This is a genomic window from [Clostridium] aerotolerans DSM 5434 (assembly GCF_000687555.1).
Classification (GTDB): domain Bacteria; phylum Bacillota; class Clostridia; order Lachnospirales; family Lachnospiraceae; genus Lacrimispora; species Lacrimispora aerotolerans.
In genome coordinates, this window is sequence record NZ_JHWJ01000015.1 from 1 (window position 1) to 22,108 (window position 22,108).

General features: G+C 39.0%; 22 protein-coding genes. 12 read left to right on the plus strand and 10 right to left on the minus strand.

From position 1 onward, the window contains the following. Nucleotides 1-750: 750 nt before the first annotated feature. The 6 genes from T546_RS24740 to T546_RS0117815 form a co-directional block, all read right to left on the minus strand. Entirely contained in the window at nucleotides 751-1,554 is an 804-nt protein-coding gene (locus tag T546_RS24740; RefSeq protein WP_330371955.1) for a lytic transglycosylase domain-containing protein, read from the minus strand. Between the two features lie 28 nt (nucleotides 1,555-1,582). Continuing rightward, the gene (locus tag T546_RS23925; RefSeq protein WP_051629941.1) at nucleotides 1,583-2,650 is read right to left on the minus strand and encodes an N-acetylmuramoyl-L-alanine amidase family protein; all 1,068 of its coding nucleotides are present in this window, start codon (nucleotides 2,648-2,650) and stop codon (nucleotides 1,583-1,585) included. After that, entirely contained in the window at nucleotides 2,638-3,996 is a 1,359-nt protein-coding gene (locus tag T546_RS0117800) for an N-acetylmuramoyl-L-alanine amidase family protein (protein ID WP_026892787.1), read from the minus strand. Before T546_RS0117800 ends, T546_RS23925 begins: the two co-directional genes overlap by 13 nt. Before the next feature lie 91 nt (nucleotides 3,997-4,087). Beyond that, nucleotides 4,088-4,699: a PilZ domain-containing protein gene (locus T546_RS0117805; protein ID WP_166429834.1), complete on the minus strand. Its 612-nt coding sequence runs from the start codon at nucleotides 4,697-4,699 to the stop codon at nucleotides 4,088-4,090. Nucleotides 4,700-4,709: 10 nt separating this feature from the next. Further along, nucleotides 4,710-5,057 carry an EscU/YscU/HrcU family type III secretion system export apparatus switch protein gene (locus T546_RS0117810; protein ID WP_026892789.1) on the minus strand — a complete coding sequence of 116 codons (348 nt, stop codon included), beginning with the start codon at nucleotides 5,055-5,057 and terminating at the stop codon, nucleotides 4,710-4,712. Then, the gene (locus tag T546_RS0117815; protein WP_026892790.1) at nucleotides 5,044-6,465 is read right to left on the minus strand and encodes a hypothetical protein; all 1,422 of its coding nucleotides are present in this window, start codon (nucleotides 6,463-6,465) and stop codon (nucleotides 5,044-5,046) included. Before T546_RS0117815 ends, T546_RS0117810 begins: the two co-directional genes overlap by 14 nt. A gap of 126 nt (nucleotides 6,466-6,591) precedes the next feature. On the opposite strand from T546_RS0117815, the gene T546_RS0117820 reads away from it, so the two are divergent. The 11 genes from T546_RS0117820 (at nucleotide 6,592) to T546_RS0117870 (ending at nucleotide 16,464) form a co-directional block, all read left to right on the plus strand. Continuing rightward, nucleotides 6,592-8,724, plus strand: a complete 2,133-nt coding sequence (locus T546_RS0117820) for a chemotaxis protein CheA (protein WP_026892791.1) — start codon at nucleotides 6,592-6,594, stop codon at nucleotides 8,722-8,724. Between the two features lie 20 nt (nucleotides 8,725-8,744). After that, the gene (locus T546_RS0117825) at nucleotides 8,745-9,203 is read left to right on the plus strand and encodes a chemotaxis protein CheW (protein ID WP_026892792.1); all 459 of its coding nucleotides are present in this window, start codon (nucleotides 8,745-8,747) and stop codon (nucleotides 9,201-9,203) included. Between the two features lie 14 nt (nucleotides 9,204-9,217). Continuing rightward, complete coding sequence (locus T546_RS0117830; RefSeq protein WP_026892793.1) at nucleotides 9,218-10,030, plus strand: CheR family methyltransferase; 813 nt, start codon at nucleotides 9,218-9,220, stop codon at nucleotides 10,028-10,030. A 144-nt stretch (nucleotides 10,031-10,174) separates the two neighbouring features. Further along, nucleotides 10,175-11,215: a protein-glutamate methylesterase/protein-glutamine glutaminase gene (locus T546_RS0117835; RefSeq protein WP_026892794.1), complete on the plus strand. Its 1,041-nt coding sequence runs from the start codon at nucleotides 10,175-10,177 to the stop codon at nucleotides 11,213-11,215. 98 nt (nucleotides 11,216-11,313) lie between these two features. Then, the gene (locus T546_RS0117840; RefSeq protein ID WP_026892795.1) at nucleotides 11,314-11,625 is read left to right on the plus strand and encodes a flagellar biosynthesis anti-sigma factor FlgM; all 312 of its coding nucleotides are present in this window, start codon (nucleotides 11,314-11,316) and stop codon (nucleotides 11,623-11,625) included. Nucleotides 11,626-11,630: 5 nt separating this feature from the next. After that, nucleotides 11,631-12,056: a flagellar protein FlgN gene (locus T546_RS23930; protein WP_166429835.1), complete on the plus strand. Its 426-nt coding sequence runs from the start codon at nucleotides 11,631-11,633 to the stop codon at nucleotides 12,054-12,056. Continuing rightward, nucleotides 12,053-14,092, plus strand: a complete 2,040-nt coding sequence (locus tag T546_RS0117850) for a flagellar hook-associated protein FlgK (protein ID WP_026892796.1) — start codon at nucleotides 12,053-12,055, stop codon at nucleotides 14,090-14,092. The genes T546_RS23930 and T546_RS0117850 overlap by 4 nt, the downstream gene beginning before the upstream one ends. Nucleotides 14,093-14,103: 11 nt before the next feature. Then, nucleotides 14,104-15,114 (plus strand): flagellin N-terminal helical domain-containing protein, encoded by a 1,011-nt coding sequence (locus T546_RS0117855; RefSeq protein WP_026892797.1) that lies wholly within the window; start codon nucleotides 14,104-14,106, stop codon nucleotides 15,112-15,114. A gap of 22 nt (nucleotides 15,115-15,136) precedes the next feature. Next, a complete protein-coding gene (locus T546_RS0117860; protein WP_026892798.1) occupies nucleotides 15,137-15,745 on the plus strand; it encodes a DUF6470 family protein in 609 nt (202 codons plus the stop codon). 19 nt (nucleotides 15,746-15,764) lie between these two features. Beyond that, nucleotides 15,765-16,211, plus strand: coding sequence for a flagellar assembly protein FliW (fliW, locus tag T546_RS0117865; RefSeq protein WP_026892799.1), 447 nt, complete (start codon nucleotides 15,765-15,767; stop codon nucleotides 16,209-16,211). Between the two features lies 1 nt (nucleotide 16,212). Then, nucleotides 16,213-16,464: a carbon storage regulator gene (locus T546_RS0117870; RefSeq protein ID WP_026892800.1), complete on the plus strand. Its 252-nt coding sequence runs from the start codon at nucleotides 16,213-16,215 to the stop codon at nucleotides 16,462-16,464. A gap of 2 nt (nucleotides 16,465-16,466) precedes the next feature. Here T546_RS0117870 and T546_RS0117875 read toward each other — a convergent pair whose 3' ends face one another. Then, nucleotides 16,467-17,741 (minus strand): nucleotidyltransferase family protein, encoded by a 1,275-nt coding sequence (locus T546_RS0117875; protein ID WP_166429836.1) that lies wholly within the window; start codon nucleotides 17,739-17,741, stop codon nucleotides 16,467-16,469. A 296-nt stretch (nucleotides 17,742-18,037) separates the two neighbouring features. On the opposite strand from T546_RS0117875, the gene T546_RS23935 reads away from it, so the two are divergent. Next, the gene (locus T546_RS23935) at nucleotides 18,038-18,784 is read left to right on the plus strand and encodes a C39 family peptidase (RefSeq protein WP_051629945.1); all 747 of its coding nucleotides are present in this window, start codon (nucleotides 18,038-18,040) and stop codon (nucleotides 18,782-18,784) included. Here T546_RS23935 and T546_RS0117885 read toward each other — a convergent pair. The 3 genes from T546_RS0117885 to fliD all read right to left on the minus strand — a co-directional run bounded on the left by T546_RS0117885 (nucleotide 18,776) and on the right by fliD (nucleotide 21,980). Then, complete coding sequence (locus T546_RS0117885) at nucleotides 18,776-19,180, minus strand: hypothetical protein (protein ID WP_026892802.1); 405 nt, start codon at nucleotides 19,178-19,180, stop codon at nucleotides 18,776-18,778. The genes T546_RS23935 and T546_RS0117885 overlap by 9 nt on opposite strands. Nucleotides 19,181-19,245: 65 nt before the next feature. Next, nucleotides 19,246-19,614 (minus strand): flagellar export chaperone FliS, encoded by a 369-nt coding sequence (gene fliS, locus T546_RS0117890; protein WP_024837144.1) that lies wholly within the window; start codon nucleotides 19,612-19,614, stop codon nucleotides 19,246-19,248. 17 nt (nucleotides 19,615-19,631) lie between these two features. After that, nucleotides 19,632-21,980, minus strand: coding sequence for a flagellar filament capping protein FliD (gene fliD, locus T546_RS0117895; RefSeq protein ID WP_026892803.1), 2,349 nt, complete (start codon nucleotides 21,978-21,980; stop codon nucleotides 19,632-19,634). Nucleotides 21,981-22,108 lie beyond the last annotated feature (128 nt).

Sequence of the window (22,108 nt, forward strand, 5' to 3'; positions counted from 1 at the left end):
GGAAAAGTCTATATTGAACACTAGGAAAAAGACAGACTATATTTAATTGTAGGAGTGTTATCTATGGAATCTTGGATATGAAAATACGGAATGAAGATGCTAGAATTACAAGATTAATAGTTTATATTATTAGACACTGAAATAATAGAATCTATAATACAGAGGAATTGGATCGTAATCTTCTATATTATATATATTTACTTAATGGCAATGGCAATGGCAATGGCAATGGCAATGGCAATGGCAATGGCAATGGCAATGGCAATGGCAATGGCAATGGCAATGGCAATGGCAATGGCAATGATATTATAAGGTACAGACCCGAAATAGGTAAAGATATAATTTTTGAATGCGTATCTTAATTATCCATCTTTATTATAAACATATATAATACTGTGCTGAACCTTGTTTCCTTAATCTAATAATAACGAAACAGTTATGATTAAAATAATTAACCTATGTTCTAACTAATAGACTTTATGGCCTTTAGAGAGTAAGCTAATGATTGTTCGATTAAAATATGGATTGCATCTGTAGAGCGAAAGAATACCATAGACTATGTTGTTGTTAACAGGAATAGATTACCTTCTGTTGAGATTTGTTAAAAATTCATTGACTGTAAAACAGATATAGGAATAAAGAAGATTAAAAAGCGGGTATTATCAGGAGTATATAGGTGATGTTTTAAGTCATAGTTATAATAGAAAGACCCTGAAATGTTTTTTATGGCATTCCAGGGCCTTTTATGATTTATAGTAATCCGCTCGTGGAATTCTGAGTATTATCCTGATTTCCTAAGCTGTGGGATGACATCTGCATACGCATCTTCATCAACTCTATTAGATAGAGGTAGTTCGTTTTATTAGCCAGCAGTGAATTTCCATCTGATTCAGAAGCTTGTCCAGTGAGAGACGTCAGAGTCTGAAACAGTTCATTGATTCCTGTCATTCCCTGAGAGGAATAGGAATTATAATTGGAAGATGTTTGATTCACGTAATTATCTGAGGATTTTGAGTTGCTGGAAAAGTATAAGGAACCGGTCTTTAATGAATCATCGTTACCCATAAAACCTATTACCTTTTTCACGTACTCCTGAGTTTCTTTGAAAGGCGGTATCCCTCCGTATTTCTTTACATTATTACCGCCGGCATTGTAAGCTGCTAAAGTTAGTTCTACGTTACCGTTGAACCGCTCCAGATGTTCTTTTAAATATTTGGCTCCACCCATGATGTTGCTTTTGGCATCATATGGATCCGATACTCCTAAGGATCTTGCTGTTGCGGGCATCAACTGCATGATACCTGCTGCTCCCTTTTTTGAAGTTGCGGAGGGGTTGAAATTAGATTCCACCTTGGCAACTGCCTTTAAAAGCTTTTCAGGCACTCCATATTTGTTAGCGGCTTCTTTAAAGATCTCCTCAAGATTCTGAGGGGCGTTTACAATTGATTTCAGTACATTTTTAAATTCATTTCCGGATTTGGATGCTGTATTGTTTGTACGTCCTACCCCTGCTCCTGTAAGGGCAGACAGTTTTAGCTGGTCGATTGTTGCCAAAATATATTCCTCCCGCCTTTTAAGGCAATTATGAAATCCATTTTCCAGAAGCATCTACCCAGTATTGTCCTATATTCGTGTGGTATGCCATACTTCCATCTATATGAAAATAATACCAGACTTTCGGTTGAATTTCTACCCAGCCTGTCATCATCTCTCCACCCTGGGTATTTAGATAATACCATTTACCATCAATCTGCTGCCAGCCAGTCATTAGTTTGCCATCAGCAGGGTTTAAATAATACCACCTTTGTCCTGACTGCAACCAACCGGTTTGACGAGTTCCATTCCCATCGAAATAATACCAGTCGTTTAAAATCTGCTTCCAGCTGTTTCTTGGTACACCGCCATCTTCCTGCTTATAAGTATTTCCCTTCCACGCTCCGGTGGTATCTCCTTCATACTCCATGATAGTATCGTCAGAAGTTACATAATCTCCTTCTTTCATATACTTTCGATCATCGGCAGTAAATCCGATTGCACGAACTTCATAGTAATAAACTGCGTTCTTGTCCATAAGTTCAGAAAGATCTGCTATGTTTGTCTGGACGGAAATACGTTTTTTTAGCTTATCGTCTGCATAAAGCGCTACCTGATAACCGGTGGCGAATTCAACTTTTTTCCATACAGCTTTCGTCTTCTTGCTGTCGCTCCAGCCAGCTTTAGCGGTTTTTCCTAATTTCACTACTGGTACATAATCAACTTTAACCTCAAGAGTATTATTATCCAAAGCTTTGGCTGAAACAAATTTGGCTCCGGTCACTTTTAGCTCAGAACGGTTATAGGATTCTGCAAAAATCATAGTATCTGAAGTCAAAATCACACTGACTCTCTCATTGGAAGCCGCTTTCCATTTACTGATATCCCTCTTCCATAGAGTATCCTGAATGGTAACTCCTGAGGTTGTGGTTGTAATCTCAGGCATGAGAATTTCTTCATCGCCGAATTGGCTCTTAAAGGTCAGATTTAGGCTGCGGATTACAATGGATTCAGCAGCTTGAACCTTTAGAGGGGGCAGAATGATCATCATAACAGCCAGTAGGGATAATAATATAAAATATGGTTTCATTCCTTCTTTTCTTATCATTGTTCCCATACTCCCTCCTCATTGATCAGATATCCGTCCACTGTGGTTTTCACTGCCATGCTTCCATCCTGGTTAAAGTAGCGCCAATAACCATCCACTTTTTGCCAGCCGGTAGCCATTACTCCATCTTCTCCTGTATAATAAGTCTTTTCTTCCCGTGTAAAAAGACCTTTCATCATAACACCTTCAAGATTTGCAGGTATGGCATTTAAATAATACCATCTTCCGGCCTGATTGATCCAGCCTTTCTGCATCGCTCCCTGATTGCTGAAGAAATAGGTATAGCCATCGATTACCTGCCAATTGACAGCAGCGGCTCCCTGAGGTCCCTCATGGCCGTTATCAGGATAGAAATAGTACCAGACATTATTAATCTTCTGCCAGCCAGTCAACATGGCTCCATTGGCATCTAAATAATAAATATCGGAATCTAAGATAAACCAGCCGGTTACCATCTTACCATTCTGGTCAAAACGGTACCATACATTATCAAGTGCCATCCAGGAATTGACCTGAAGAGTGCTGTCTTTATGGCGGTAAAACCAGACACCTGACTGTTGTTCCCAGCCGCTTTTCGGCTCAGTGCTTGCTGTACCATCTGTTTTACGGTCAGCTTCCTTGCCTGTTCCATCAGACACATCCCGGTCTCTGATGACAAGCTCATCGGATTCTACCCAGTTACTTTTTTTGCCGTTCTTTAATTCATCCTGCTTAAACGGTATGGAACGGATTTTATAGGAATAGGTTCCTTCTTCTGTCATGTAAGGATAAAAATTATAGGTAGTCGCAGTTACCTGCTCCTTTTTATATATAATTTTCTTTCCTTGATAGAGCCATACTTCGTAGGCACCGGAAGTATTATCTCCCTTGGACCAGACTGCCAAACCGAGTCTTGTGTCCTTCCAGCCCACATCTTCAGGTTCTGCATAAAGTCCTTTGATTGCTTTGGCACGCAGTGTAACGACTAAATCGCTTCCCTGGCGCTTTGCACTGACATAGGAACCTCCATTTACTTTGATTTTGGTGGCTTCATAGGATGATTTAAAGTAAGCATCGGACTCATTCGATGGGGTCAGAGTAACATTCATCTTGGGTTCCTCCCCAATCGTCATATCTTTTGAGGTGGATGTTACCCACGCTGCCTCTGTCACCTTATACTCCTTGCTTCCAGCTGTTACATAGCAGTCTGCACTTGTCTTATCAATCTGTATATCCGGCAGGCGGTCCCCTGCCTCAATATTAAGACCTACTTTAATGCTGACTGAATTAATCGCATCCGTCGCCATTACTTTTTCTGGTATCAAGCACAAACAAAAGGCCGTCAATATCACCATGGCCATTGTCCGCTTCTTCATCTAATCACTCCTTTTCTTTGCTGACTTAATAAATTACAGTATATAATTCCTATCGTCATGTTTGGTATGGAACATAAGCCGTCAACGGATATTACTGCTTTTTCAGCCGCTCAGAGAGAGTGAATTTTTTAATCATAGATTCCTGATGAGGAGTCATTTCCAGAAATTGAGCACCATAGCGATAGCCTATATTCTCCTCCATTTCTGAAACATCTTTCTTCCATACTACATAGCCTTTTAGACGGACGCAGCCGTAATTGGTGTTGATCAGGAAAGAAAAAGGCTGGTTTTCCATAAGGTTTTCTTTTGACTCAAAGCCTACGCCCCCAACACTGATATCTTTTATCTCTGCCTGGATATGTAAAAGAGTGCCGCTGTCTCCTGATGTTTCTATGGTTACAGGCTGCTCTATTCTGACCTTCAATGCCTGTCGCCTTTCATTTTCGCTGACCATTTTCACTACCTTGCAGGTGGCACGATAAGCAGGCTGATCCGGTAGCTTTGTCATTCCTGAAATCCTGCATTTGCAGGTCACAAGGCCCTGTTTGCCATCATAAAATTCGATCATGGTCTCACCACTGATGTTCCATATATCATTTTCATCTATGACCAGCTCCATGACCTCCTTGTCACCATTCATGACTTCTACTTGCGCAAGCAATGAGCCTGCAAATGAATAGATGCAGGCTTTTTTACATTCCATAAACATAATTTTATTCCTCCGTCTCAGGTGATTCAATTTCGTCAGTGTTTGAATCATCGGAGTTTTCTGTCAACAATTTTTCCTTGATGTCTGGTACATAGTCTAAAAAATATAAATAAATATCTACAATTGCCTGGTATAGCTCTTCCGGAACTTTAGCTCCCAACTCTAGCTGAGTCAGAATCGTCGCAAGGGAATTATCCTCATACACCGGGACACCGCTTTCGTTGGCGGTCTCGATGATTCGTTCTGCCATATAACCCATTCCGGAAGCAACGATGACAGGGGCAGCATTTTTATTTTCATCGTATTTAATCGCAACTGCTTTTTTGTTTAATGTGTTTTTAAATTCTGACATCGACTGAATTCTTCCTTTCCTGTATTTTAGGAAATACCTCCACAGGAGAATTGGGACCTCCGCCTGCCTGGAGATACAGGTTATCAATCCGTAAATGGTGCTGCTCGAGTATGGCCTTCATCCCTTTTTGAATCGCCCCCTCTGATCTTTGCATCCGTTCCGGATAATATAGCTGGAGAGAGGATGCGTCTCCTCCATAGACCAGCAGCAATTTAAACTGGCCCAGCTCACGGATATCAAATTTCACGAAAATTCTGGATACTCGATTTATGCCTGCTTGTGTGCTGCTGCCTTGTTCATCTGGATCAATCCACATTTCTGTGAATAGCTTCTTGCCATTGATGTTAAATGGAAAGGCTAGATGTATGAGGGGCATATATACACTTTCATTGAGTATCATGGAGTTCATCATGTTTAAAAAGGTCTGTTTATTTTCAAGTCCGGTTCCTCCGCTTACCCCTGTGCGCAGAAAATCCAGAAACTTTTCGGACCACTCATTTTTACCTGCCGCCTGATCCATATCCACCTGATCGAGAAGGCTGCTGAACTGGTCCATGGTCACGGTACCAAAATATTTGCGGAAGCCCTGATATCCCGTCAGCCTTTGAAATGCCTGTAAGACCTCTTCCCTGTTTCCGTTTTCATATCTGGAAATCAGTACAGTCAGCATGGAAATCTTATCTCTTATGGTACCCATATCATGGTTGGCAGAGATATATCGCCCAAGGAACGGCATAATCTTATCTTTCAGAAGAGCACTGTTTTTTGAGGTATCTCCTTCCTGCGCCAACATATCCAGTTCTTTTAACATCTCCTGGATCTGTTCTCTGGTCTGCTTATAAACATAACTTTCCATCTCCCTTAATGTACGGAAAATGTCACCAAGAATATGCTTTCCAGATGACATGTCATTAAATTTCCGAATAAAATTAAGGACGTCTGATTTTAAATCCACAGAATTTGTATCAGCCATTACCATTCTAAGCTGATCGAATAATCCACCGCTGAATTTCACATTGGATTCTGCCTGCTCTTTTAAGAACGGCAGAATGTCTTCCTCGTTCATCTGGGCAGCTTTAAAAAATGCAGCAATCCGCTCTGCAGCTTCCTGCCCCATTACTCCTCCGGTAAGCATCTCCTCTCCCTGGAAAAATATGTCCGTAAAAATCTTAGAAAGATCCGGAATATTTCGAACCATGTTGAGAAATGAACCAAAATTGGATCTGTATTGAAATGCCAGCTGCTGCTCTCCATTTCCTCCGGCATTGGTCCTGTTGTCTCCCCTTGTCACTCTGGAGGGATCCACTGGGTTCTGTATCTGGGGTCCCTGACCTGCCTGGGGATTGTTTTTAATGGTTGAATTATCGTAACCTGATAGCGGTGTTGTTACTTTTAAAACATCTGCCATATTATGCCTCCATCTATGTGGTAAATCATACATTTTTTTCCAAACGTTCTTCTATTTGCTATTATTTTTTAAACAACCATACCGATAAATAGATATATACTAATTAGACAAGGCGGTGTAAATATTATGGATAACGGCATGGATAATATGCTTGATATGTATCTCTTTGAAACCAATTCCCTTCTGGAGCAATTGGATGAACTCCTGATAGAAGCCGAAAAAGCAGGAGATTTTACGGTGGACGATGTAAACGAAATCTTTCGTATCATGCACACCGTCAAGGGTTCCTCTGCTATGATGGAGTTTTCTTCCCTGATGCAGATTGCCCATCACATTGAAGATTTATTCTTCTTTATTCGTGAGAATGGTTTGGATTCTCTTGACATTTCCCACAAGAGCACCCTTTTTGATTTAATGTTCCGTTCTACCGATATGCTTAGAGCAGAGGTTTCAAAGGTAGAAAACAATGAACCACTTAGTGATAATGTCGACAATCTAACTCAGGAAATTAATAGCTTCCTGAAAAAAATCAGTAAGGATAACACACAAAAGGATGCCGAAGCTAAAAGCGAGAAAGCTCCTGAGCAAAAAAAGCCCGAAGAGCCAAAAAAGGTCTCCGCCCCTGCTGTCCAGGCCGCTAATTTAGACGAAATCCGGATGGATCTGGCTGAATGTCCAGATGACAATGCTGCTTTCTTCCTCCGCCTCTTTTTTGATGAAGGCTGTGGAATGGAAAACTTAAGAGCATTTATGCTTATAAGTGCACTGAAGGAATCCGGACTAGAATTTAACTATTATCCGTCTGATATCGAAACAAACAGTCAGACCTGCGCAACCATTATTGAGAAAGGTTTCTTTTTGACCTTTGAATCTAAAAATGATGCAGAATCTGCCATTACCCAGGTAAGTAATTTAAATAATATCCGCTCTTATGAACTGATAGAAAATGTTCGTGTTAAAAATGCCGCCGCTGATGAAGCTCAGGCACCAGCTGCCACTGCTCCTGCCGTACGGGAAAGTGCTGCTGCAAGCGCTCCTGCTGCTGCTTCCGGACATCAGACACCAAATAAGCAGAATTTAATCAGTGTAAATCTGGCTAAGCTTGACAATCTTGTTGCAATTGTTGGTGAAATCGTTATCACAGAATCTATGGTGACCTCATCTCCTGACATTCAGAATTTAAAAAACATGGATAACTTTTTAAAGGCAACCAGACAGCTTCGCAAGCTCACAGATGATCTTCAGGATATCGTTATGTCCCTGCGCATGGTACCGGTATCCGGTGTATTCCAGAAGATGAACCGAATTGTCAGAGATATGAAGCAAAAGCTGAAAAAGGACGTTCGCCTTACAATCGTTGGCGAGAATACCGAAGTTGATAAGTCCATAGTAGACAGCATCGGCGACCCTATTATGCATATCGTTCGTAACTCCATGGACCATGGAATTGAAGAAACCGCAGAGGAACGTATTAAAGCTGGTAAGAATCCTCAGGGAGAGATTATTCTTTCCGCCAGTCATACTACCAACGAAGTTATTATTTCTATTAAAGATGATGGTCACGGAGTAGACCCTGCCGGCGTTCTTGCAAAGGCCAAAAAGAATGGCATTCTTACAAAGCCGGAAAACGAATACACTGAAAAGGAAATCCTTGCTCTTCTTCTCGCACCTGGTTTCTCTACCAACGAAGTGGTAACGGAATATTCCGGCCGTGGTGTTGGTATGGACGTTGTTAAGAAGAATGTAGAGGCAGTAGGCGGTACCGTTACTGTTACAAGTGAATTAGGAAAAGGAATGTGTACGACTTTAAAGATTCCTCTTACCATGGCAATTGTAGATGGTATGGAAATCGCTGTAGGCAAATCTGTATTTACCATTCCGATTGCTAACATCCGTCAGTCCTTTAAGGTTAAGAACGAAGACGTTATTTACGATACTGAGGGGAACGAGATCATCAAATGTATGAATCAGTTCTATCCAATTATTCGTATACATACCCTCTATAATATTAATACAGAAATCACGAATATTGAAGATGGAATCCTTGTTTGGGTAGAATCCGGTGACAAGTCCTATTGCCTGTTTGTTGATGATCTGCTTGGAGAACAGCAGGTAGTTGTAAAACCGCTTCCAGTTTATTTAAATAGCTTTAACATTAAAAATTCAGGAATCTGCGGCTGTACTATCCTGGGTGATGGTAATATCAGCATCATTTTAGACGTTTTAAATCTGTATGCTGCAGCACACAATCAATACTAATTGGAATTGGAGGAATACAAATGTCAGCAGAGAATACTCAAACTACTATGTCTGGCTCTGAAGCCACGGAGCGGTACCTTACGTTCCGCACAGATAACCTGATTTTTGGAGTAAGCACAAACTATATTATAGAGATCATCACGAACCATGCAATTACCACCATGCCGATGATGCCTAATTATGTAAAGGGAATCATCAACTTAAGAGGACAGATCGTTCCTATTATTGATATCCGCTTAAGACTTGGAAAATCTGAGATTGAATATACCAACACCACCTGCGTGATCGTATTAAATGTAGATTCTGTCTTTATCGGAATCATTGTTGACGCAGTCGAGCAGGTTCTGGACATTGATTATTCTCAGATTTCCTCTGTTCCTGCTAACAACCGGGAAGAACTGGTAAGTGGTATGATATCCATGCCAGACAACAATGTTGTTCTGCTTATGGATTGTGTAACTTTAGTTAATAACTCATAAAGGACGGCCTTTCAATGTTAACACTTTCACAGCAAGACTTCACACGGCTGGTTCAGTTCGTGAAAAAAAACTATGGAATTGACTTGTCAAAAAAGATGCAGCTGATTATGGGACGGCTATCAAATACAATCATTACTATGGGCTATTCTTCTTTTACAGAATACATAGACCACGTAACCTCTTCTAAGAATCCAGCTGATCTGGAAGTAATGCTGAATAAGCTTACAACAAATTATACTTATTTTATGAGGGAGGAAGCTCATTTTAATTTCTTTCGGGATACCATTCTTCCTTACCTCTTAAGTACAAAAAAGAATAAAGTTCTAAGCATATGGAGTGCTGGCTGCTCTTCTGGAGAAGAGCCTTATACAATATCAATGTTATTAAAAGAATCCCTGGGGGCGCAGGCCGCCCTCTGGGATACCAGGGTTCTTGCTACTGACATATCGCAGAATGCATTAAATGCAGCAAAGCAGGCAGTATACGATGAAGAGTCATTGAAGAACTTATCTCCTTCCTGGAAATCCAAGTATTTTGTAAAAACTGCAGAGCCAGGTATTTATTCCGTTTCTCCTGCGATTAAATCCAATGTTATTTTTCAGACCTTTAACTTAATGGACCCCATTCGGTTTCGTCTGAAATTTGATGTGATTTTTTGCAGAAATGTCATGATCTATTTTGATCAGAATACAAAAGATGGCCTGATTCAGCGTTTTTATGATGCAGCTGCGCCGGGAGGCTATTTACTCATTGGTCATTCTGAGACCATTAATAAAGAAAAGACTCCTTTCAAGTATATAATGCCAGCTACCTATCGAAAAGAATAATCTGTTTAATATAAAATCTATTTACTGCTGCGATGTATCGGTAAATGGATTTTATATTACACAGATTTAAAATTAAATATCAGGAAAATGTAAAACTTACATCAGCCTGGCTGTGTCTATTACCTGCCAAGAATGGAGTAAAATATGAACGAAAAAATCCGTGTTCTTATCGTAGATGACTCCTTGCTGTTTCGCAAGGTGTTGATTGATAATCTTTCCAAAAATCCGAATATTGAAGTCATTGGCTATGCGATTGACGCTTTTGATGCCGAAAAAAAGATTCCTCTCTTAAAACCTGACGTGGTTACCGTAGATGTGGAGATGCCCCGGTTAAATGGAATTGATTTTGTAAAAAAACTGTTGCCAATTTATGCCGTACCAGTGATTTTAGTTTCTTCTCTTAATTTGAATGTATTTGAAGCTCTCTCCGCAGGAGCTGTGGATTTTGTCCGGAAGCCGGATATGACGACTGGAAATTCCTCCAGTACCTTTTTAAACACATTAATGAGTAAAATATTTATTGCCTCCCGGGCTAAGATTAAGGTACCGCAAACAGCACCTGTGGTTCCGAAAAATACATTAAACAGTGGGAGGCCATTTTCATTGAATGCTTATAATACAGTTATAGGAATTGGGGCATCTACTGGCGGAACCGAGGCAACCTTGCAGGTATTAAAAAACCTTCCCGCCGATACTCCGGGGATAGTGGTGACTCAGCATATGCCCGAGGGATTTACAAAAATGTACGCGGACCGTTTAAACCGTCTTTGTCAGATGAATGTAAAAGAGGCTCAGAGCGGAGATATCATAGAAAGAGGACAAGTGCTTATTGCTCCTGGTGATTTACAAATGAAGGTAGTGCGTGTAGGAAGCCGATATTCCGTAAGCTGTTATTCCGGAGAAAAGGTAAGCGGCCACCGCCCTTCTGTAGATGTTCTCTTTCAGTCCATAGCGGATACGGCGGGACCAAATTCTGTTGGAATTATTATGACTGGAATGGGACGCGATGGTGCTGATGGTCTTCTCAGTATGAAGAAAAAAGGTGCATTTACCATAGGGCAGGACGCAGAAAGCTGTGTTGTATACGGAATGCCTATGGTGGCCTATAATATTGGAGCTGTGGTCACTCAGACTTCCTGTGCTAATATTTCCAATGTGTTGCTGAAACATTTATATTCACTTTAGTATAAGAAATTACTGAATCCAAAGTTAATATTTTTTTACTTATGACGATAATATAAATAGAACCTTTGGTATATAAGCTCTTAGAAAGGAGTCGTTAAATGCGTATTTCACCGAACTATTATAGTACGCTATATAATACATCCATGATACGACAAAGTCAGGATACTTCCGCAGTAACCGCTTCGGAATCCTCAAAAAACAAATATGATGAAATCACAATCCGTTCTGCATCACCGGAAGAAATAGACTCGAAGTTCGCTTCTACTCTGAAAAATCTTATGGTAAAAGAGATAAAGCAGCCAGCTTCGGAGGAAAAACTGGATCTTTTAAAGCAGAGAATTGAGAATGGAACTTATCAGGTAGATGCCAATAAGTTAGCCGAGAAGATTCTTCTATACAAAGGAGCCTAATGAATATGAATGAATTTATTACCGTAATCGAAGGTTTGACTGAGTTATTCCAGGAACTGATACAGATTGAACAGACAAAACTGGAAGCAGCCAAAAAGAATCGTATTACTCATGTAGAAGACTGCATGAACAAAGAACAGGCAGCTATCTTAAAGCTGAGAGGTCTTGAACGGAAACGTGAACTCTGCCAGGAAAAGATGGGCTTTGAAGGCTGTACCTTCCAGGAGATTCTATCAAAAACGACTGGAAGTGAACATGATATGTTAAAAAACATGTTCAATACTCTTACCGACCATGTCCGTCTTTTCCAGGATATCAATGACAGTGCACGTACCATGATTGAAGTAAATCTTCACATGATCAATAAAGCTATTAACAATTCCCAAAATGGAACAACACCAGATAATAAACTATGGGGGGGACAAATATGACACGATCAACCTTTGCCGGTTTTACCACTGCCCGCCTGGCTATGGCTGCCAGCCAGAGATCACTTGACGTAACCGGTCAGAATATTGCTAACATTAATACGGTAGGATACACCAAGCAGCAGGTGGATTTAGTCAGCCTGAATTTAAGAGGCGGGGATCTATACAGCAGCAATCCAAGTTCAAAGATTGGATATGGTGTAGAAACCACTAATGTATCTCAGATCCGTGATCCATTTTTGGATGTACAGTATCGAAACCAGGTAGCAAAAGTCGGAACAGCTGACGCACGTCAGGCTGTTTTAGATCAGCTTGGCGATATATTTGATGAGACAGATAAAAATGCTTTAAAGACTGCCCTTAGTGATTTGAGCAGCAGCTTGGACAAGTTGTCTGCCAATGCAAACAGCAGTGAGTTTGACAGTATTGTACGTTCTCGCAGTCAGGTATTAATGAATTATATCCATCAAAAAAGTGCAGATTTAAAGAGCACACGGGAAGAAACCATAAGCGGTCTGGAAAAAACCAGTTTACCAGCTGTAAACAGCTTATTATCTGACATTGGTGAATTAAATGATGCAATCTGGAAAAGCCAGATGCTGGGAAATCCGGCGCTTGAGATGATGGATGAGAGAAATAACAAGCTGGATGAACTTGCCGGCTATATTCCCATCAGCGTATCTTATAAAGAAGTGCAGATATCTGACGGAGCCAAGTATAACTACCCTGTAGTAAAATTAAATGGTTCCAATGGAGTTACATATAATTTAACCGCAGGTTATCATGGAGAAAACTACGCTTCTCTCTCTGTAGAAAGAAATAAAAATTCCCAGGGAGTCGAGGATGGAACCGTATCTATAAATCTGATACCAGCATCTGATTTTCCTTCTTATGCAGATGTTTCAGCATTAAAAACAAACATAACCGATTCTTTAAAAGAAGGAACACTTAAAGGTACGATTGATATGTTAAACAAGTCAGGAGAACTAGATGATCCTGCAAGTGATTACAGAGGAATTGGATACTACGAGAAATCCTTTGACGCTTTTGTTCAGACCTTTGCAAAAACATTTAATGCGCTGAATCAGAATACAGTTCCTTATACAGGAGTTACAAGTGCTCCTTCCAAAGGTTCTGCAGAGCAAATGGTTGGCAATGGCTCAAATCATGCGGAATATGTTTATAATTTTAGCAATGCAAAAGGTAATTTCCTAAAACACGAAATAATTAATGTCAATGGTCAGAACTACACGTTTGGGGATGGAAGCAACGGTACGATTCTTCTTGGAGATACCATAGAGGATAGTCTTAAAAACCTAGCAGATAAATTACCAGAAACAGAATTTAATGTTAATGGCATTAGTCTCGCTGGTAACTGGAGTTATAATGAGAGCAGCAAAAAACTCACATGGACTAGTTCATCTTTCTTATCAGTAAACGAAGTTATAACTTCTAATAGTATTAAAACCACAGCAAATAATGATATTGATAGTTTGGTTTATTCTGCCAACCCTGTGAATGTTAAGAATTTTGACTTATTTAAAACATCTGATGGCAGCAATATTTTTACTGCAGGCAATATTAAAATATCAGATGACTGGATGAATGGCAGTATACATATTATCTCCTCTCATGATTCAAATGCAGGTTCAACAGCTAGCGATAACATTATACTAATGATTAAATCGCTAACAGACAGCCGTGAGTTTAAATATGATTATACGAAAACTGATTTATCAGGAAATACCCATACGGAAACCATTTCTTTTTATAATGGTAACTTCTCCCAGTGCTATTCTAATATGGAGAACATGCAGGGTATCGATAGCTCAGCAAATACCGCTATCCTGAATAATCATATTTCTGTATTATCAGAAACATCTAATAATAAAGATGCTGTTTCTGGTGTATCTCTTGATGAAGAAGGCATTAACCTGATGCAGTTTCAGAGGTCTTATACAGCTGCTGCTCGTTTAATGACTACTCTTGACCAGGCACTGGATGTACTCATTAATAACACTGGTATGGTTGGCCGATAGGAGGAACTGATATGAGAATTACTACTAACGCAATTTTAAGAAATTATAAAAATAATCTTTCTACAACAATAAATTCATTAAATAGCTCAAGAACAAAGGTAATGACTCAGCGCAGCTTTAATTCTGTGGCTGAAAATCCAGGTGCTGCTGCAAGAGCTTCCCAATTACACCGCAAGTATTATGCGAACCAGGATAACTTAAGTATGTTAAACGACGTTCAATCCAGACAGGATGGACAGGAAGATGCCCTGCGACAGATATCTGATATGCTAAAAACCATTAATAAGGATTACGGCATCCAAGCTATGAATGGTACCAATCAAACATTAGAAGTCAGAGAAGGGTATGCTTCAGCTTTAAGAGAATTTCAAAAATCAATGATATTAAGCCTTAATTCTAGTTACGAGGATACGTTTTTATTCGCAGGCTCTGACGGGAAAAATCCGCCTTTTAACTTAGCTGACGACGGAACGCTGACATATCGCGGTATTAATGTAGATGCCGCTATTGGTACTGCAGATAAGAATTCATTAGACAGACTTTCCACAGAAAAACTCTATGTTGATTTGGGTATGGGACTATCTCTTGATGAAAACAACAAAGTTGTTCCCTCCAGTGCATTTAATATGTCTCTGCCAGGTATCAATGCTATTGGTTATGGAAAAGACAGTGACGACATGAGCAACAATGCTATAGTATTAACCGGTCAGATGGCTGATTTACTTAGTGCAGAGACCTTTGACGCTCAGGCTTACCAAAAATTATCCGCTAAATTTGAGAACGTAAGTACAGGAATCTTAAACCAAATTACAGAACTAGGCGTTAAATCTGAATTCCTGACTACAACAAAAGATCGTCTGGAGAATACAGATATTTCTCTCCAGGAGCAGATGGAGAATGTAGAAGGAATTGATATGGCAAAGGCAATTACGGATTATATGTGGAATCAATACGCATATAATGCAGCACTGAAAGTAGGTACTTCTATCCTGTCACCATCGTTTATTGATTTCATGAAATAGTCTTGATTGGGGGTGTAATTCTATGGAACCGTTATTAAAAATAACCACCATACCTATTAAGTATGAACTTACGATTACAAAAGCCCGGTTAGAATATTCAAATTCAAAGGCTGAAATGGTGGCTTCCAGAGAAAGAGGCGGCTTTGAGATGGAAAGCCGTCCCATTAAAGTAAAATTAGATACTTATAATGCTCGAAATTCCGTTTGTCCCACTACAATGGAAAGCGTTCGTCGATCCGCCCAGGAGGGCAGACAGGCCGTTCAAGAAGCTACCGCAGCCTATGCAGAGGAGAGTGCTATGTTGTTAGACCCAAATATTTCGAATGCTCTAGATATCATCAATCAGCAGCGTGCTCAAGTGCCAACCGGAGACTTTGGCTTAACTTTCCTGCCTACCACAGGTCCGGAAATAGAATGGTCCAATCCTGATTTAAATATGCGGTATCAAATGGATCGACTAAATTTTGACTTTAGAATCGCAAATGGCGACTTTGAGTTTATCCCTGGTGATGTTTCTATCTCCATTACCCAAATGCCAGATGTAGAAATTGAGTATACTGGCGGACCTATGTATGTTCCACCCAGTGCTGCAGATTTTTTTAATCACTCTCCAGTAGATGTGCTAGCATAATTTAATCCCGGAGGTTTCTATGGAAATCAAAACACAATATTTTGGTACCATTTCTTGTTCAGAGAAAGAGTTCATCCATTTTCCTGATGGGCTATTTGGCTTTGCTGATTTAAAATATTACGTACCTTTAGCTTTTGAGGATAACAGTGATGCCCTTATCTCTCTTCAGTCTGTAGAAGATGCCTCCATCTCTTTTATACTCATGAATCCCTTTCAGCTTTATGCAGAATATATGCCTGTATTATCAGATGAGGATAAAAAGCTATTAGATGTCTCTTATAATGAAGACAATATTTCATACTATGTTATCTGTGTCATACATGAATCTATGGAAAATAGTACAGTAAATTTAAAATGTCCTATCGCTGTAAATACAGATACCAGAGAAGCTCGTCAGGTTATTTTAGATAACGTACTTTATAAATTTCGCCATCCAGTGAAAGATTTCGTAAAAAAGGAGAAATAACATGCTTATCCTTCAAAGAAAAAAAGGTCAGGAACTTAAGATTGGCGATAATATCAGTATCACTGTTCTGGATATGGGAAATGACTGGGTAAAACTTGCTATTGATGCTCCTAGAGATGTTTCTATACTACGTTCAGAATTGATTGAGGCAGCTTCTGCAAATAAGGAAGCTGCAGCCGTCTCTCTGAGCCCAGGATCAATATCTAAAATAAATGAATTATTAAAAATAAAAAAAGATAGCGGAGACAACTGAAATTATTTCAGTTCCTCCGCTTCTTCTTTAATATCCTCTTTGTTACTATTTTGTTCTGTATCACTGTTTTTAACTGTTATTTCTTCTGCAGCAGTTGTCTCTATATCACTATTCTTCTGTTTAAATCCCCTAAGTTTTAACCATACAAATCTGACAATTGATATATTTTGAATGAACCCTTTAAGCTTATTCATAGGTTTTATAAAATATTTTTCAAAAAATCTATGATAGAATAATCGTGACCCGTACCGTGCCAGCCTGAATACCCAAAATAAGGGCAGTAAAGCTCCAGCTCTCTCTAACTCAGGATAAATAGTCTCCATATATTCTCTATCTGGAAATGTCCATTCCAATAGTTTTTGAAATTGTTCAGCCCGGCGATTACGAGCATAACAGTCCGCTACCGTTTTAATAAGCGGAAGAAATTGAGAGCTGACTTCTCTCCCTTCCTCCCCTTTTGATAAGATATAAGATTCCATGGCATCATAAACTTCCGTAAAGTCTGCACCGGCTCCAGTTCCAAACCAGCGAAGTACAAGATACTCCATTTTTTCAGCAAAGGCTTCAATCTTTAACTTTTTTAATCGCTCATAAATATATTTCCAGGAGAACTCTTCTGCATAACGTTTATAAAAAAACCAGAAATCTATAATCTGGTTCATGCTGATTTCGCCTTTAGCATAGCGATCTGTCAATCTACACATATAAAAGAGATATTGGTCATTAGGATTCATTTCTTTGACATACTTGTATCCCTCTTTACATGGTATCGCACGTAACATCATCTTATAGAACTTTCGCATGGGTCTGCTTAAAAAAATATTATAATTATAGAAAAACACTTTAATACCTGGTATCCGGTAATAGAGATAGCCTTCTTCATCCTGTGGTCTTTCCATAAAATCTCGGATTCGCAGTTTATTTGCGATTATTTCTGTACCTTTCTTATCGGAACCAATTTCAATATATTCCTGGCAGCACATTTCTTCAATGGGATAGCTTTTAACATTCTCCGAATAATCTATAAAAAAGCAATTAACTTTCTCCCGCTCCAGCAATGATCTAAGCTGCTTTTCCACCTTTCTTAATCGATTTGTACGGTGGACTGCTTCTAAATATTTTTCAAAAAAACGATTGCGTACAGATTGAGGGATTATCTCATCTAATCCCAAAATTCCGTAATGAATGATATGAGCAACGTGGTGAAAATCCGCAAGCCGAAACATCTTTTCCCAGTCCAGCTGGCGCATTGGCTCAGGTGTTGTCTTTTGATTCATAACAGAAGATAGTATGGTTATTAAGTATCGTTCCTCGTATCCTTTTCTCATTACACACTTCCATCCTTTATTGCGAAGGTACAAACCTAATCAGCAAATCATGTATTAATGTATCTCCATATTATATTCATGATCACATGATCTTGATGAATGCACTCTTTTGTTTATTCAAGTTAAAAACATCTATTGTTACGCGCAGAAGGTTACATCTTACACTTATATATCGGTTTTTATATAAATATCTTAACTTTAGTATGGAAATGTACGATAGATATTGTATACTTGGATATAAATTTATGATAGAAAAGGTGAATTCAGTGAATGGATTTTATAATATCATGCTTAAAACACTGCTCTTAACTACCGTTCCATTATCAACATCATTTTCTCTTAATACACAAAGTACAGAACTGACAAAGCCAACTAGCATTACTCAGGAATTAATCGGTAATGGTTTTGAAGAAGCAGAGATTCCGCAAGAGGGTAAATATGATGTAATGCTAGGTAGTGTGGCCGGTCCTCTTACGTACTATAATCAAGGTGATTCCAGATGGGGAAATTATCTTTGGGGCGGAAAAGATTCCTTATCGATCTATGGCTGCGGTCCTACCATCATGGCAATGTTAATTACCAGCCTGACTGGAAATCAGGTGCTTCCGGCAGATGCAGCAAACTGGGCAGCTTCTAATAGATGCTGGGCTCCAGGAGATGGCTCCTATCATTGTTTAATACAGCACGCTTCTTCTGCCTTTGGAATAGAAGCGACCCCTATTAGGGATTATTCGGTAAATGGCATTCAGCAGGCTCTTAATTCCGGCCATCTGGTAGTGGCATTAGTTGGCAGAGGGCACTTTACGCAGCGCGGGCATTTCCTAATTATAACCCGCATGACAGAGGATGGAAATGTAAGAATTGCTGATCCTAACAGCTATGGAAATACATCCATGGATTGGGATCCTGGAATTATCTTAAAGGAGCTGAATCATCGCGCCTCTAATGGAGGCCCTCTGTGGGCTATCGGCCTTCCCGATGTTTCAAGGTAATGTTTGATAGTAGGAATCTTTTCCTGCCAGACGTATGCTGATATGGCGGTCCAGTTCTATGGTCCGCTGAAGCAGCATTCGTATGCTATTGCCCTTTTCTGCCAGCTTCTTGATGAATGGGTGATCAGGTATATTCTCTTGCGCTCCATTAATCAACCTGGCAATCTGATCCGCTTCACCAGGGGCCATATAAGACAACAGGTGCATTACATTTCTCTCATTGATATCAGCTTTATCCATCTCATCCTGACGCATTCCAAGCAATATCTGAACTGATGTCCTGTCGTTTCTGGACAATGCATCTCCAATATCCCTTGTAATTCGTTCTATTTCAGAAATACATTGATATTTCTTTTGCATCTCTTTTAATATTTCCATCAGCATCTCATCTTCCATATCTGCCTCCTGAATACTCGTCTTATTGATAAATGGCTGGAGAGGATAACCTCTCCAGCCTTATTTTAACTACTTAGTCGCTGAGCTTCTTTAAATGCATCCCGTAAATCAACAATCAAAGGACGTACCTCTGCAATGACCTGTCGGTTTCTTCCTGCTTTAATTCTACTGAACTCAAAAAGGAAAAAATCGTAATGTCGTTTCAACTCTCCACTAATCTCATAATTGAAATTTAAAGTGTTTTTTAGATAAGTTACAATATCAATTGACCGCTGAATGGATTGTTCAAAAGATTCATAGTCTTTTTTTTCTAAAGCCAGATCCGCTCTTGTCAAACGCTTTAACAATTCGTCAAATAAAAGATTCAGCATCTCCCCCGGCGTCATAGTATTAACTGACTGCTCTTTATATTGCTGGTATCCATTCATATTCATTATTTACACCGCCATTCCTAACCACCGAATGAACTGAGCCAACTGCTTTGGGAGTTCATCTGGGATATTACGTTTTCCAGGTTTGTGAACTGCTTTACATATCGGTCCGTCTCTGTTTTTAACTGAGCTTGAAGATTTTTGATATAAGTATCAATGCTGTCTATAGATTTTTGTAAAGTATTGGTTAACACACTGTTAGGCGCATATTGAGAGCCTGCCTTTTCAATCAAAATACCTTTTGTTGCAGTGGTGGTTGATGCGTATCGATCAGTTATAGAAGTTAGCTTTGCCATAAATCCATCGCCTTCACCAGTTGAAGAGTCTTTCTTTTTGGTAAATAGCTTTTGTAAATCTTCAGGATTTTTTTCAAGCGCAGCACGAAATTTAGTCTCATCAAGTTTAAGCTTACCTTTATCTGCATAGTCAGTGCTTGTACTAATGCCAAAGGAGCTTAACATTGCCTTGTCATTTGATCCCGCATCAAAAATAAAACGAAGGCTATCCGACAACGATTTTAATTCGCTATCATTAAACAGAATTCCAGCTTTTGCCTTCTCTTCCCACTTTTTTATCTGATCTTCTGACATATTTTCTTTTTGTTCATCCGTTAACGGAGCATAATCCCTATTAGGTTTTGTGCTTACTTGTTTATTTACTAAATCTACAATTTCATTAAAATCTTTAATCATATCAGTGAGAGTTGAAACAATTTGGTCACTGTTAGTTTTAGAACTTAATGTTACAGGTTCTGAGTCAGTAATTAAATTACCATTATCGTCATAACCAAACTTTCCATTAATTGTTATATTAAGACCATCTAAATTAAAGGAATTACTTCCGCGCACCAACGTTTCTGTTGGGCCGTTACCATACCGAACTGTAATCTCAGCATCTTTACCTTTTTCATAATTAAAATCATCATCTGAGCCAAAGATAGCTTTAGCATTCTCATCAAGCTCTATTTTGCCAGAAACTCCGGCTACTGTAGACAGAAATGAAAACTTATCAGTATTTGCCATATAGCTGACTTTTACACCAGCATTAGAAGAATTAATCTTATCCATAATCTCCTTCATCGACATTTCATATGTTAATCCTTCAATCTCTGTTCCATTAATTTCCATGCTTAATTTGCCATCTGCAGTGGGTGTTAATATCTTATCTAACCCTGCTTTTGTAATAGATGATTCAAGATTTAGGCGATTAGATTCTCCTCCTAAAATGCCAAATTCTCCTTTAGTCCCCAACAGCCCTTTATCCGCTGAAGTAATTGATAAAACAGAAGATGTGTCGACCTTATCAGTTCCTGCTACTAAAGTCTTAAATACCAGTTTATTATCTATATTTTCTACACTTATTCTTCCTGAACCAAACTGCTTTTCTAATTTTTCTTCTAAATCTTTTGCCAAATCAGTTATATTGGTTTTATCTCCAAGCTTTATAGATTTTGTAACACCATTATAGGTAAAACTAATATTTTTATCTTGCGTTCTTTCTAAGAATGTTTTTCTAGAATTAAGTTCTTGGGTAAGTTTCTTCATATCTTCTGAAAAACCATCCTTACTTAAGGTTCTAGCTTCTTCAGAAATCATGCTTATATCAGTAATTCCAAAGGCTTTTAACGCAGATGTACTTCCACCTGCAAACAAAACTGTATTACCAGCTGTTTTCTCTTCATCTAGCGTCATATTTAACTTTGTAGATCCTTCTATTGTCTCTGCAGTAACATTAATTACACTGGCCAGTGTTTTATCCCCACCTATTGATACCGTTTTCAAGGATTCATTAATAGCTTTTGCGGCACCCTCTGCATTTGAATAATCGTAATCTTCTCCAGACTTTAATGTTACATTATAAGTCTTGCTTCCATATTTAAATGTTATGTATTCACCCTCTAAATTACTTACATCCTTGTCACTAAAATTAATAGTGCCAGTATTAATTGCCTGATCGCTCACTCCCTTATTGGAAATCTTATACGCATCCTGTGCCATACTTTTTACTCCAACAATAGAAAGAGAGTCAGATATGGAGGAGTTACCTGTAACGTTTACGTATTTACTGTTAGCACCATTGGTTGTAATACTGCTTTTTGCCCAAAAGCTAGAACTTGAAATATTTGTTGCAGGAGAAGTATAGGAAGTGTACTTTCTAGAAAATTCCACTAGTTTGGAACTCACTGACTGATATGCCTCCTGCTTCCAGAGTATAGTCTGTCTACTCTTATTTTGTTTTGCTATCTTAGCTCTGGTGGACGCTGTCATTCCTTCAATCAGAGTATCTCTGTCCAGTCCGCTGGCAAGACCGCCATAACCACGAATGGATGATGCTGCGCTGGTTTTATTTGTCGTTGATACTGATGCCATACATAAACTCCTTTCTTATATCCACATCCGATTTTCGTCAAAAATCGGTTTTTTTCTTGTTTTTGCTATACTTATTTATCGACATATTGTATACTAAAGATAATAGTATTATCTCAAATTACGAATGG

What these genes read in the sequence shown, in the direction of transcription:
- T546_RS23925 (WP_051629941.1), bottom strand. Translation starts at nt 2,650, where the DNA reads ATGGGAACAATGATAAGAAAAGAAGGAATGAAACCATATTTTATATTA.
- T546_RS0117800 (WP_026892787.1), bottom strand. Translation starts at nt 3,996, where the DNA reads ATGAAGAAGCGGACAATGGCCATGGTGATATTGACGGCCTTTTGTTTG.
- T546_RS0117805 (WP_166429834.1), bottom strand. Translation starts at nt 4,699, where the DNA reads ATGGAATGTAAAAAAGCCTGCATCTATTCATTTGCAGGCTCATTGCTT.
- T546_RS0117810 (WP_026892789.1), bottom strand. Translation starts at nt 5,057, where the DNA reads ATGTCAGAATTTAAAAACACATTAAACAAAAAAGCAGTTGCGATTAAA.
- T546_RS0117815 (WP_026892790.1), bottom strand. Translation starts at nt 6,465, where the DNA reads ATGGCAGATGTTTTAAAAGTAACAACACCGCTATCAGGTTACGATAAT.
- T546_RS0117820 (WP_026892791.1), top strand. Translation starts at nt 6,592, where the DNA reads ATGGATAACGGCATGGATAATATGCTTGATATGTATCTCTTTGAAACC.
- T546_RS0117825 (WP_026892792.1), top strand. Translation starts at nt 8,745, where the DNA reads ATGTCAGCAGAGAATACTCAAACTACTATGTCTGGCTCTGAAGCCACG.
- T546_RS0117830 (WP_026892793.1), top strand. Translation starts at nt 9,218, where the DNA reads ATGTTAACACTTTCACAGCAAGACTTCACACGGCTGGTTCAGTTCGTG.
- T546_RS0117835 (WP_026892794.1), top strand. Translation starts at nt 10,175, where the DNA reads ATGAACGAAAAAATCCGTGTTCTTATCGTAGATGACTCCTTGCTGTTT.
- T546_RS0117840 (WP_026892795.1), top strand. Translation starts at nt 11,314, where the DNA reads ATGCGTATTTCACCGAACTATTATAGTACGCTATATAATACATCCATG.
- T546_RS23930 (WP_166429835.1), top strand. Translation starts at nt 11,631, where the DNA reads ATGAATGAATTTATTACCGTAATCGAAGGTTTGACTGAGTTATTCCAG.
- T546_RS0117850 (WP_026892796.1), top strand. Translation starts at nt 12,053, where the DNA reads ATGACACGATCAACCTTTGCCGGTTTTACCACTGCCCGCCTGGCTATG.
- T546_RS0117855 (WP_026892797.1), top strand. Translation starts at nt 14,104, where the DNA reads ATGAGAATTACTACTAACGCAATTTTAAGAAATTATAAAAATAATCTT.
- T546_RS0117860 (WP_026892798.1), top strand. Translation starts at nt 15,137, where the DNA reads ATGGAACCGTTATTAAAAATAACCACCATACCTATTAAGTATGAACTT.
- fliW (WP_026892799.1), top strand. Translation starts at nt 15,765, where the DNA reads ATGGAAATCAAAACACAATATTTTGGTACCATTTCTTGTTCAGAGAAA.
- T546_RS0117870 (WP_026892800.1), top strand. Translation starts at nt 16,213, where the DNA reads ATGCTTATCCTTCAAAGAAAAAAAGGTCAGGAACTTAAGATTGGCGAT.
- T546_RS0117875 (WP_166429836.1), bottom strand. Translation starts at nt 17,741, where the DNA reads ATGAATCAAAAGACAACACCTGAGCCAATGCGCCAGCTGGACTGGGAA.
- T546_RS23935 (WP_051629945.1), top strand. Translation starts at nt 18,038, where the DNA reads ATGATAGAAAAGGTGAATTCAGTGAATGGATTTTATAATATCATGCTT.
- T546_RS0117885 (WP_026892802.1), bottom strand. Translation starts at nt 19,180, where the DNA reads ATGGAAGATGAGATGCTGATGGAAATATTAAAAGAGATGCAAAAGAAA.
- fliS (WP_024837144.1), bottom strand. Translation starts at nt 19,614, where the DNA reads ATGAATATGAATGGATACCAGCAATATAAAGAGCAGTCAGTTAATACT.
- fliD (WP_026892803.1), bottom strand. Translation starts at nt 21,980, where the DNA reads ATGGCATCAGTATCAACGACAAATAAAACCAGCGCAGCATCATCCATT.